This is a genomic window from Pseudomonas sp. 9.3L (genome assembly GCF_058536285.1).
The window spans coordinates 3682590-3694410 of the sequence record NZ_JBZUBK010000001.1 but is presented as its reverse complement, the minus strand read 5'-3'; the positions used below and the strand labels follow the sequence as shown (position 1 = coordinate 3694410).

The 11821-nt window shown below is 64.0% G+C and carries 8 protein-coding genes; 6 read left to right on the top strand and 2 right to left on the bottom strand.

Annotation, left to right across the window (positions count from 1 at the left end):
- Positions 1 to 230: 230 nt before the first annotated feature.
- From AC4LE2_RS17085 to ampE, 3 genes are all read left to right on the top strand, one after another.
- Positions 231 to 2450: a DUF1631 domain-containing protein gene (locus AC4LE2_RS17085; protein ID WP_491826884.1), complete on the top strand. Its 2220-nt coding sequence runs from the start codon at positions 231 to 233 to the stop codon at positions 2448 to 2450.
- Between the two features lie 81 nt (positions 2451 to 2531).
- On the top strand, positions 2532 to 3125 hold the full coding sequence (ampD, locus tag AC4LE2_RS17080) for a 1,6-anhydro-N-acetylmuramyl-L-alanine amidase AmpD (RefSeq protein ID WP_491826883.1): 594 nt from the start codon (positions 2532 to 2534) through the stop codon (positions 3123 to 3125).
- Entirely contained in the window at positions 3122 to 3970 is an 849-nt protein-coding gene (gene ampE / locus AC4LE2_RS17075) for a regulatory signaling modulator protein AmpE (protein WP_491826882.1), read from the top strand. The genes ampD and ampE overlap by 4 nt, the downstream gene beginning before the upstream one ends.
- A 41-nt stretch (positions 3971 to 4011) precedes the next feature.
- Here the strand turns inward: ampE and AC4LE2_RS17070 are convergent, their stop codons facing one another.
- Positions 4012 to 4794: a TatD family hydrolase gene (locus tag AC4LE2_RS17070; protein WP_491826881.1), complete on the bottom strand. Its 783-nt coding sequence runs from the start codon at positions 4792 to 4794 to the stop codon at positions 4012 to 4014.
- Positions 4791 to 5792 (bottom strand): catabolite repressor/activator, encoded by a 1002-nt coding sequence (cra, locus tag AC4LE2_RS17065; protein ID WP_491826880.1) that lies wholly within the window; start codon positions 5790 to 5792, stop codon positions 4791 to 4793. The genes AC4LE2_RS17070 and cra overlap by 4 nt, the downstream gene beginning before the upstream one ends.
- A gap of 361 nt (positions 5793 to 6153) precedes the next feature.
- Here cra and ptsP point away from each other — a divergent pair, with 361 nt between their 5' ends.
- From ptsP to AC4LE2_RS17050, 3 genes are read left to right on the top strand one after another with little or no spacing between them, the layout of a single operon-like run.
- Positions 6154 to 9018, top strand: a complete 2865-nt coding sequence (gene ptsP / locus AC4LE2_RS17060) for a phosphoenolpyruvate--protein phosphotransferase (protein ID WP_491826879.1) — start codon at positions 6154 to 6156, stop codon at positions 9016 to 9018.
- Positions 9018 to 9974, top strand: a complete 957-nt coding sequence (gene pfkB / locus AC4LE2_RS17055; RefSeq protein ID WP_491826878.1) for a 1-phosphofructokinase — start codon at positions 9018 to 9020, stop codon at positions 9972 to 9974. The genes ptsP and pfkB overlap by 1 nt, the downstream gene beginning before the upstream one ends.
- A complete protein-coding gene (locus AC4LE2_RS17050) occupies positions 9971 to 11704 on the top strand; it encodes a PTS fructose-like transporter subunit IIB (protein WP_491826877.1) in 1734 nt (577 codons plus the stop codon). The genes pfkB and AC4LE2_RS17050 overlap by 4 nt, the downstream gene beginning before the upstream one ends.
- The last annotated feature ends 117 nt before the right edge of the window (positions 11705 to 11821 follow it).

The following is an 11821-nucleotide window of genomic DNA, read 5'->3' as shown; positions in this document are numbered from 1 at the left end:
CGGCCACTGCGTACCCCGCAGTGAACCGCCCGGCGCATTTGCTTTTTTTGGCGGTGCGCGGGAGCTTTTGGCCTGATTTACTGTCTATGCGTCATTAGGGCGCTGCATGTTGTTACAGGGGTAGCGGTTGCCAAGTCGCTGCCAGGGCGTCGAGATGCTGCAACCGCCCTGGCACACGCCGCTCGGCGCAGTGAACACCGCCACTCAACCTTCACTTTCAGGAGCTCGTCATGGTCACAGATGGCAACGTGGTGCCGCTTAAGGTGCCAACCGACCAGGCGGCGTCTGCCCCCTTGGCGCGGTTGCCCGTGGTACTGCTTCAAGTCCGTGACAAGGCCGCCCAGCAGCTGAAGGATGGCTTGCAAGCGTTGTTCGACAACGCGGACGACACCCTGTTCGAGATGGCTGACAAAGCCCTCAACAACGTCGATCAGAACACCTTCTTCGAAGCCATGCGTGACCTGCGCCTCAAGCGCAAGAACATCGAACGCGGCTTCCTCGAAAAATTCTACGAAGCGTTCGTGCGTATTGGTCAGTACGACGTCCAGGAAACGCCCTCGCTGCCCACCTACGACAAACTCGCGCTGGTGCCCAACGACGAGCTGGAGCGCACCGTCGCCCTGGATGCCATGGTGAGCAAGGTGCTGGCGCGTGACGGCTTGACCTTGAGCCAACTCACCATCCGCCTCAATACCTTGGTACCGCGCAAGCTCACGGACGCCAGCAACCCGCTGGGCCCTGCCATGCTTTGCGAATATTTCCTCCAGGCAGGGCGCAGCCTTGGGGTGGAAATCAAGGTCAAGCTGATCATTCTCAAGCTGTTCGATAAGTACGTGTTGAGCGACACCGACCATTTGTACGTGGACGCCAACCAGCTGCTGATCGCCACAGGTATCCTCCCGGAGCTTAAAGCCGCCCCTAGCCGTCGCGCCGAAGACCGGCCGGTGATCGCGCGAAAGCGTGTAGGGGAGCATGCTGAAGAGACCCATGCAGCCCGTCAGTACGCACCGCTGGATGAGAGCGTGCGCGAAGTGTTCTCGGCGTTGCAGGATTTGCTGCACACCGTACGCGGCAGTGTGGCACCCAAGCTGGATGTCCACGCCGACGCGCAGCCTATTTCCACCAGCGACCTGCTGCGCCTGCTGTCGCACTTGCAGCAGTACGTGCCAGCCAATGCCACCAGCCACGAAGACTACGACCTGCGTTACCAGCTTGAGCAACTGCTTACCCGCGTGAGCGTCAAGAGCGGGAAGTTCCGGGTAGTGGGCGGGGTGGACGAAGACGTCATCAACCTGGTGGCCATGCTCTTCGAGTTCATCCTCGACGACCGCAACCTGCCAGACTCGCTCAAGGCATTGATCGGCCGCTTGCAGATTCCGATGCTGAAAGTCGCCGTCCTGGACAAAAGCTTCTTCAGCCGTGGCGCTCACCCTGCGCGGCGCCTGCTCAACGAGATTGCCAACGCGGCAATGGGCTGGAGCAGCCGCGACGAGTCCCAGCGTGATGCCCTGTATGCGCGCATCGAGCAGATCGTGCAGCGCCTGCTTAACGATTTCGTCGACGACCCCTCGCTGTTCTCCGAGTTGCTGGTGGATTTCCTCGCCTTCACCGGTGAAGAGCGCCGCCGCAGCGAACTGCTTGAGCAGCGCACGCGCGACGCTGAGGAAGGCCGCGCACGTGCCGAGCTGGCACGTATGCAAGTGCAGTCCGAACTTAACCGCCGCCTGATCGGCAAGACCTTGCCGCACGTGGTTGTGCGCTTGCTGGAAGAAGCCTGGAGCAAATTCTTGTTGCTGACGTGGCTCAAGCACGGCGGCCAGTCCGAGGAATGGAAAGCTGGCCTTGAGACCATGGACCAGCTTATCTGGAGCGTGGTGCCGCACGATGACTCGAGCAGCCGCCTGCGGCTGTTGGAGCTGGTGCCAGGCCTGCTCAAGTCGCTGCGCGAAGGGTTGACCAGCTCGGCCTTCGACCCGTTCGCCACCAGCCAGTTTTTCAGCCAGTTGGAAAACCTGCACGTGCAGGCCTTCCAGCGTGAAACGCCCGGCGGGAGCCTGCCTGACCCGGCCAATGATCCCGCGCTGGTCAAGGTGCTGGACGAGATCGTGCTGGAAGGCAGTGGCTCGCCAGCGCCACCAGCCGCTGAGCCCGTGGCCCACCTGGCCGAAGACGACCCGGTATTCGCTCAGGTAGATGCCTTGCGTCCTGGGCTGTGGGTGGAGTTACAAGAGGACGAAGAATCCCGCCTTCGATGCAAGCTCACTGCCATTATCGAAAGCACGGGCAAGTATGTGTTCGTCAACCGTACCGGCATGAAGGTGCTGGAGAAAACGCGTCAGAGCTTGGCGCAGGAGTTCCAGCAGGGCAGCATTCGAATTCTGGATGACAACCTGTTGTTCGACCGTGCCCTGGATGCTGTAGTCATCAAGCTGCGCGAGCTCAAAAAGTAATACAAGGTGCCCTGGCGCGCTGCGCGGTGTGGCTGAACAGGGCATACTGCGCGCTTGACCTGCTAGCCCGAAGGTACCTGTATGCGCCTCGATGAGGTCCGCCTGGATCCCGTCACCGGGTGGTGCAGTGGCGTACGCCATTGCCCCTCGCCCAACTTCAATGCTCGCCCCGGCGATGAAGTGTCTTTGCTGGTGATCCACAACATCAGCCTGCCACCCGGCCAGTTCGGCACGGGCAACGTGGTTGAATTTTTCCAGAATCGCCTTGACGGCAACGCCCACCCTTATTTCGCAAGCATCGCGCAGATGACGGTCTCGGCGCACTTTCTCATCGAGCGTGACGGTGCTGTCACACAGTTCGTGTCCTGCCATGACCGAGCATGGCATGCGGGCGTGTCTTGTTTCGAAGGCAGGGAAGGGTGCAATGACTTTTCGCTAGGCATTGAGCTGGAGGGCACCGACGAGCTGCCCTATACCGACGCCCAATACGCAAGCCTTGCTCACTTGAGTGATGAAATCCGCAGGCTCTATCCCGCTATTACCCCCGCCCGTATCCAGGGCCATTGCCATATTGCGCCGGTGCGCAAAACCGACCCTGGCACTGCCTTTGCCTGGGAGCGATACCTGGCAAGCCTGGCACCGGTGCAGGCGCTGACTACGGAGAGAAACGCGTGAGCTTTTTGGTGCTGTTACTGGTGGTCTGGATCGAGAAGTTTTCTGCGCTGCGCCAGCGCGTTCAGCGTGATGGCTGGTTTTTGCGGGCACTGAGCACCTACGGTAGGGCGAGCGGGTTGCGCAAGCACCCGTGGGGTGCGTTGAGCCTATTGGTAGGTGTGCCAGTGTTGCTGGTGATACTGCTGCTGTGGGCGTTAAGCACTGTGGCCTACGGCTGGCTCGCGCTGCCTGTGCACCTGTGGATGTTGCTGTATAGCCTGGGCCGAGGCGAACCCAAGGCTGCCATGGGCCCGTTGCGCGATGCCTGGCGCCGCGGCGATGCACAGGCGGTGCTGTATGTGGCCGAGCGTGACCTGGGTGTGACGGCACCTACGGCTGAAGCGCTGCCCGAGCAGGCACATGGCTGGCTGCTCTGGCAGACGTTTCAGAGTTTTTTTGCAGTGGTGTTCTGGTACAGCCTGCTCGGCCCGGCGCTGGCATTGGCGTACCGGCTATTGGCGTTGGTGGCTGAACGCAGTACCCACCCCGCTTTGGCCGAGCACGCTCAACGGCTGCGCCATGCCTTGGACTGGCTGCCTGCGCGGGTACTGGGCGCCAGCTTTGCCTTGGTAGGCAACTTTGTAGCGGTGTGCCGTTGGATGCTGCTCGAACTGCTGGATTGGCGCGGCAGCGCAGCGCGTTTCGTGACCCAGACAGGCCGGTTGGCGGCAGACGTCGCTTCACCCGATGCCCTCCTGGCCACCGAGCCCGTGGCAGAGCTCGATGCCCTGTGGGCATTGCTGCAGCGGGCGGCAGTGCTGTGGTACGCGCTCTTCGCGTTATGGACGCTGCTATACCGAGGGTAAGGCGCGCGAGCGATAGGCGGGAGCCTAACTCATGCAGCGTTCTATGCCGCCCACCCAAATAGCTCGCAAGCGTTCTGGGTGCTGGCGGCTGCAAGGGCCTCGGGGGTCACGTTCAGCAGGGGCGCCAGGGCCCTGCAAATGTCCGGCAGGTGCAGCGGGCTGTTGCGCACTCCGGGGCGCATGCTGGGGGCCATGTCGGGGCTGTCGGTTTCCAGCACGATGCTGTCCAGGGGCAAGCGCGGCACGACCTTGCGCAGGCGCAACGCCTGAGGCCAGGTAGGGGCACCGCCCAGGCCCAGTTTGAACCCCAGCTTGAGGTACTCCCGCGCTTCTTCCCAACTGCCGGCAAACGCATGAATCACGCCGCATTTGGGCAGCTGGTAACGCTTGAGGGTAGCAATGACCGCGGCGTGGCAGTGGCGCGCATGCAGCAACACAGGGAGGTCGAAGTCTTTGGCCAAGCCCAGTTGTGCCTCGAACAGGCGTTGCTGGCGGTCACGGTCCAGGTGCTTGAGGTAGTAATCGAGCCCAAACTCGCCCAGCGCACACAGCCGTTCATTGCCCGCCAGGCGCTCAAGCCAGCCGCTCAGCTCGTGCAGGTGAGCGGGGGTATGCTCTTCCAGAAACACCGGGTGCAAGCCAAGGGCGGCATACAGACGGCTGTCTTGCGCCACCAGGCCCCACACCCGCTCGAAATTAGCGCGGTGGACACCCAGCACCACCACCCGCTGTACCCCAGCCGCGTAGGCCGCCTCCAACTGCTGAGAGCGGTCAGCGTCGAACTCAGGGAAATCCAGATGTGTGTGGGTGTCCACCAGGTTCACGCAGGGCCCTCGTGGATGCGTTGCTTGAAGGTCCGTGCGATGGCATGTACGCCAGGCAGGTAGTGTTTATCTTCCAGGGCGGTCAGGGCCACTTCCAGTGCGCGCAGGGCGATCAGCTCGTGCTGTTGCGCCATGGCGTTAATCGGCAGTGGCAGGAAATCCAGCAGCTGGGTGTCGCCGAACGTGCCTAGGCGCAGGGATCGGTCGGACAGTTCTCGGCCCTTGAGCACATCGAACACCCCCTGCAACAGCACATAGGAGGTGGTCACCAGGGCGCCTGGCAGGCCGCCAAGCTCGTCGATCAGCTCGCGCATCAATCGCTGGCCGGTCTCGCGGCTGAAGGTTTCGCCTTCGCGTACCAGCACCTTGCCAGAGAACGCCGACAGCGCATCGTTGAACCCACCGGCACGCTCGGTACTGATGCTCAACTCCGACCGTGCACCGATCAGGGCAATATGCGCCAGGCCTGGTTCGAGCAGGCTGGCGGTGAGCAGCCGGGAGGCTTCGCGGTCGTCGCTGATGACGGAGCAAAACAGGCTAGGGTCCATCTTGCGGTCGATGGCGATCACCGGGGTGCCCCGGCTTTGGATCTCCCGGTAGCAGCTGTCGTTGGTAGGCAGGCAACTGGCAACGAAGAGCGCGTCACAGCGGCGGGCCCGGAACAGCTTCTGCAGCTGGCGTTCGCTCTCAGGCTCATCATCGGAGCTAGCGATCAGCAGCTGATAGCCCCGAGCGCGCGCCCGCTGCTCAAGCACCTTGGCGATGCGTGCGTAGCTGGGGTTGTCCAGGTCGGGCAGGATGAACCCCAGCGTCATCGTGCGCTGGCTACGCAACCCGGCCGCTTGGGGGTTGGGTGTGAAGCCATGGGCATCAACCACGGCCCGCACCCGGGTAACGGTGGCTTCGCTGATGCGTTGCTGGGCGGCCTTGCCATTGATGACGTAGCTGGCGGTGGTGACCGAGACCCCGGCCAGCCGAGCGATATCGCTGAGTTTCAAGCAAAGGTTCCTTATAGGGCACCCCAGGCTCCGGCAGGCCACCTGTAGGCAGGGCAAAAGGCATTGTCGCTGATCTGGCGCCTTGGGGGCAGACCCAGTTTTTCACAGGTTGCCCGACGGTAGGCTTTCCTTCGTCCAGTGATTTCAAGTAACGTGCGCTGCTTCACAGATTAAACGTTTCAGCTGCCATGTGTGCGATAAAACTGCACCCGTGCGGTCTGAGGCGTGATTTCAATTATCCACCCACTGCCTGGGTGGCCCGAAAGCGTTTGTGCGCCTAGCCTCAACGATAGCCGTGGCAGGCTGGAAACACTCACAACAATACCTAAGCGCTGTTTAGCGGCGCGATAAGGAGTCAGGCATGCTCGAGCTTACCTCGCAGCAGATTTCCATGGGCCAGGTGGCTGACGACAAGCCCGCCGCGTTGCGCCTGCTGGCTGACCGGCTAGTGGCCGATGGGCTGGTTGCCCCCGGCTATCTGCAGGGCCTGCAGGACCGCGAAGGGCAAGGGTCGACGTACCTGGGCCAGGGTATTGCCATCCCCCACGGTACCCCTGCTACCCGCGACCACGTGTTCACCACCGGTGTACGTCTGCTGCAGTTCCCCGAAGGGGTGGATTGGGGCGATGGCCAGAGGGTGTACCTGGCGATCGGGATCGCGGCCAAGTCCGACGAACACCTGCGCCTGTTGCAACTGCTGACCCGTGCGCTGGGCGAAACCGACCTGGGCGAAGCCTTGCGCCGCGCCAGCACCCCCGACGCCTTGCTCAAGCTGCTGCAAGGCGCGCCCCAGGCCCTGGCCCTGGACGCGCAAATGGTCGGCCTCGGCGTGCCTGCCGAAGACTTTGAAGAGTTGGTATGGCGCGGTGCCCGCTTGCTGCGCCAGGCCGAGTGTGTGAGCAGCGGTTTTGCAGGCGTGCTGCAACAGACCCCACCCTTGCCGTTAGGCGAAGGGCTGTGGTGGCTGCACAGCGAACAAGGCGTCAGCCGGCCTGGCCTGGCGTTTGTAACCCCTGAGCGGCCGCTGGCCCACGACGGCGGGACGGTCAATGGGCTGTTCTGCCTGGCAAGTTTGGGCGAAGCCCACGAGGCGCTGCTGGAGCGGCTGTGCGTGCTGCTGATTGCTGGCCGTGGCGAAGAGCTGTTCCACGCCGCCGACAGCCGCGCCGTGCTGGAGGTATTGGGTGGGGAAGTACCGCCCGACTGGCCCAGCGTTCGGGTCACCCTGGCTAATGCCCACGGGCTGCACGCCCGGCCTGCCAAAGAGCTGGCCCAGCTGGCTAAAGGGTTCGACGGTGAAATCCAGGTGCGCCTGGTAGACAGCGGTGAGGCCCCTGTTTCGGCTAAAAGCCTCAGCCGGCTGCTTAGCCTCGGCGCCCGCCGTGGCCAGGTGTTGGAGTTGGCGGCAGAGCCCGCCATCGCCGAGCAGGCCTTGCCCGCGTTGATTGCGGCTATCGAGCGGGGCCTGGGCGAGGCAGTAGAGCCCTTGCCCCTAGCCACCGCCCTACCGCCGGTGGCCGAACCTGAAGCGCCCGCCCCGCTGCCGGCACCGGTGGCCGGCGAGGTGCTGCGCGCCGTGCCGGCTGCGCCGGGCATTGCCATGGGGCCTGCCCACGTGGATGTTGCCCAACACTTCGACTACCCCGCCCGTGGCAGCTCGCCTGCGGCGGAGCGTGAACACCTGGAGCGCGCCATTGGCCACGTGCGCGAGGCTGTTCAACGCCTCATTACACGGAGCACGGCGCAGGCCATCCGGGATATTTTCGTCACTCACCTGGAAATGCTTGACGACCCTGCGTTGTTCGATGAAGTGGCCCAGCGCCTGCGCCAAGGCGAAAGCGCTGCAGCGGCCTGGGTCGCGGTGATCGAAACCGCAGCTGTGCGCCAGGAAGCGCTACGCGACGCCTTGCTGGCAGAACGCGCCGCAGACCTGCGCGACATCGGTCGCCGCGTGCTGGCGCAATTGTGCGGCGTGCAGGCTGCCGAGGCACCTGCCGAGCCTTATGTGTTGGTGATGGATGAAGTCGGCCCCTCGGACGTGGCGCGGCTAGACCCCACACGCGTGGCCGGTATTCTTACCGCGCGCGGCGGTGCCACCGCGCACAGCGCTATCGTGGCGCGCGCCCTGGGTATTCCTGCCGTGGTGGGCGCGGGCGAGGCCGTGCTGCGCCTGGCCTCCGGTACCCTGCTGCTGCTGGACGGGCAACACGGCCTGGTGACCATTGCCCCGGCTGAGGACGCCCTGGTAAGTGCCCGTCGTGACCGTGACCAACGCGCCGAGCGCCTGGCCGCTGCGGCCCAGCGCCGACACGAACCTGCCATTACCACCGACCGCCATGCCGTGGAAGTGTTCGCCAACGTGGGTGAAGCCTCGGCTGTGGCGGGCGCGGTAGAGCAAGGTGCCGAAGGCATCGGGCTGCTGCGCACTGAGTTGATCTTCATGGCCCACCCCCAGGCACCCGACGAAGCCACCCAACGCGCCGAGTACCTTCGCGTACTCGACGCCCTTGAAGGGCGGCCGCTGGTGGTGCGTACCCTGGACGTGGGCGGCGATAAGCCTTTGCCCTACTGGCCCATTCCAGTCGAGGAAAACCCTTTCCTTGGCGTGCGGGGCATCCGATTGACGTTGCAGCGCCCCGAGCTGATGGAAACCCAATTGCGTGCCCTGTTGCAGGCGGGCAAAAACCGCCCGTTGCGCATCATGTTCCCGATGGTGGCGACAGTGGAAGAATGGCGCCAGGGCCGGGACATGGTGGCGCGCCTGCGCCAGGAACACCCGGTGGACGACCTGCAGCTGGGCATCATGATCGAAGTGCCCTCGGCCGCATTGCTGGCACCCGTATTGGCTGCCGAGGTGGACTTCTTCAGCATTGGCACCAACGACCTGACCCAGTACACCCTGGCCATTGACCGTGGTCACCCCACCTTGTCTGCCCAGGCCGATGGCCTGCATCCGGCAGTGCTGCAACTGATCGACATCACCGTGCGCGCCGCGCATGCCCACGGCAAATGGGTAGGGGTGTGTGGCGAACTGGCGGCTGACCCACTGGCCGTACCCGTACTGGTGGGGTTGGGCGTGGATGAGCTCAGCGTATCGGCGCGCAGCATCGCGCAAGTAAAAGCCGAAGTGCGCGGGCTGGCCTTGGCCACGGCTCAAGGCCTGGCGCGCCAGGCGCTGGTGGCAGCAAGTGCGGGCGAAGTGCGCGCACTGGTGGAGAACGCATAATGGCAAGGATTCTGACAATTACCCTCAACCCGGCCCTGGACCTTACCGTGCAACTGAACGGCTTACGGGTGGGTGAGGTAAACCGTAGCGATGCACTGCATGAGCATGCTGCGGGCAAGGGCTTGAACGTGGCTCAAGTGCTGGCCGACCTGGGCCATGAGTTGACCGTGACGGGCTTTCTGGGGAGCGACAACACGGATCGCTTCGAGGCGCTGTTCGCAGCGCGGGGCTTTACCGATGCGTTCATCCGGGTGCCCGGTGAGACCCGCCGCAACCTCAAGCTTGCCGAAGCCGATGGGCGGGTAACCGACATCAATGGCAGCGGCCCGCACGTATCCGAACAGAATCAGGCTGCGCTTATCGAACGCCTGGCGCGCATCGCGCCTGGTCATGACGTGGCCGTGGTGGCCGGTAGTTTGCCGCGAGGGGTAGACCTTCCCTGGTTGCGACACCTGCTTGAAGCCCTGCATGGCTTGGGCCTGCGTGTGGCGCTCGATACCAGTGGCGCCGCCTTGCGCACCGGCCTTACCTGTCAGCCCTGGCTGGTCAAGCCCAATACCGAGGAGCTGACCCAGGCCTTGGGCAGCCCGGTCGAAAACTTGGAGCAGCAGGCCAGCGCGGCCAAGGCACTGCAGGGTCAGGGCGTTGAACACGTGGTGATTTCCCAAGGCGCTCAAGGCGTCAGTTGGTTTACGCCCACCAGTGCCCTGCATGCACTGCCGCCCACGGTGGCCGTTGCCAGTACCGTGGGGGCGGGCGACTCTCTGCTCGCCGGCATGGTTCATGGCCTGTTGACCCAAACCAGCGCCCAAACCACCTTGCGTACGGCCACGGCTATCGCGGCCATGGCCGTGACGCAAATCGGCTTCGGCATCGCCGAGCCCGGCGCGTTGGCACAGCTTGAAAGTGGCGTGAGCGTGCGCCCCCTGGCAGCGTTCGAGGAGACACCCCAATGAAACTCGCCATCATTACTGCCTGCCCTGGCGGGCGGATTTCCAGCGTGCTCAGTGCCCGCTTGCTGGACGGCGCGGCGCAGCGCCGTGGCTGGAGTACCTGCGTAGAAATCCATGACCCGCAGCACCCGGAACGCCACCTGTCGCCGATGAACATCGAGGAAGCGGACTGGGTGCTGGTAGTCAACAGCGCACCGCTGGATTTGACCCGCCTGCGCGGTAAGCGCCTGTACCAGAGCACGCCGGCAGCCGCCTTGGGCGACGTGGATGCATTTCTGGACAAAGCCTTGGCCGAGGCCAGCCCCTATGAGCCGGAGGCTACGGTAACTGCACCTGTCGCCAGTACCGCGCAACCGCGTCTGGTCGCCATTACCGCATGCCCCACCGGGGTTGCGCACACGTTCATGGCGGCTGAAGCCCTGCAACAGGCGGCCAACCAGTTGGGCTACAGCCTCAAGGTAGAGACCCAGGGCTCGGTAGGCGCACGCAATCCGCTGGGGGCCGATGACATTGCCGCCGCCGACGTGGTGCTGCTCGCCTGTGATATCGAAGTGGCCACCGAGCGCTTCGCGGGCAAGCGCATCTTCCGCTGCGGCACGGGTATCGCCCTGAAGCAGGCCAAGGCCATGCTGCAAAAAGCCTTGGCTGAAGGGCAGGTGGAGAGTGCCAGCGGCGCGGCGGGTGCTACCTCTGCCAAGCAGGAGAAGCGCGGTGTCTACAAACACCTGCTGACCGGTGTTTCGTTCATGCTGCCCATGGTAGTGGCCGGCGGCCTGCTGATCGCGCTGTCCTTCGTGTTCGGCATCGACGCCTTCAAAGAGCCAGGCACGTTCCCTGCCGCGCTCAAGCAGATCGGCGACGCTGCCTTCATGCTGATGGTGCCACTGTTGGCAGGCTATATCGCCTGGTCCATCGCCGACCGCCCTGGCCTGGCGCCAGGGATGATTGGTGGCTTGCTCGCCAGCACCCTGGGTGCAGGCTTCATTGGGGGAATCCTCGCCGGGTTTATCGCAGGTTACGGCGCCAAAGGCATCAACCGCGCAGCCCGACTGCCCGCCAGCCTGGAATCGCTCAAGCCCATCCTCATCATCCCCTTGCTGGCCAGCCTGCTGACCGGCCTGGTAATGGTGTACGTGGTCGGGGCGCCTGTGGCGAGCATGTTGCGGGGGCTTACCGAGTTCCTCAACAGCATGGGCACCACCAACGCTGTGCTACTGGGTATCTTCCTGGGCGGCATGATGTGCGTGGACCTCGGGGGGCCTATCAACAAGGCAGCCTATGCCTTCTCGGTAGGCTTGCTTGCAGACCAGACCACTGGCCCGATGGCCGCAACCATGGCCGCTGGCATGGTTCCGCCCATCGGGCTGGGGTTGGCCAGCCTTTTGGCGCGGCACAAATTTGCCCAGGCTGAGCGTGAAGCCGGCAAGGCGGCGGTGATTCTCGGGCTATGCTTTATCTCCGAGGGTGCCATTCCGTTCGCGGCCAAGGACCCGCTGCGGGTCATTCCCGCCTCCATGGTCGGCGGTGCGCTCACCGGCGCGCTTTCCATGTACTTCGGCTGCAAGCTGGTTGCCCCCCATGGCGGGCTGTTCGTGCTGTTGATCCCCAATGCCATGAACCATGCCTTGCTGTACCTGCTGGCAATCCTGGCCGGCAGCCTGGTCACCGCGCTGGCGTACGCCGTCTTGAAAAAGGCTGAAGGTCAGACGCTGACTGTTCCGGGCGCGGCTTAATGCACCGCCCCTGCGCCTGTCACCCCGCCCCGATGCGCACGCTCGGGGCGGGGTGACAGGCGCAGGGCTGCAGCCCGCAGGGTAAGGGAAGTGTTTACCGATTCCGCGAAACCCGCA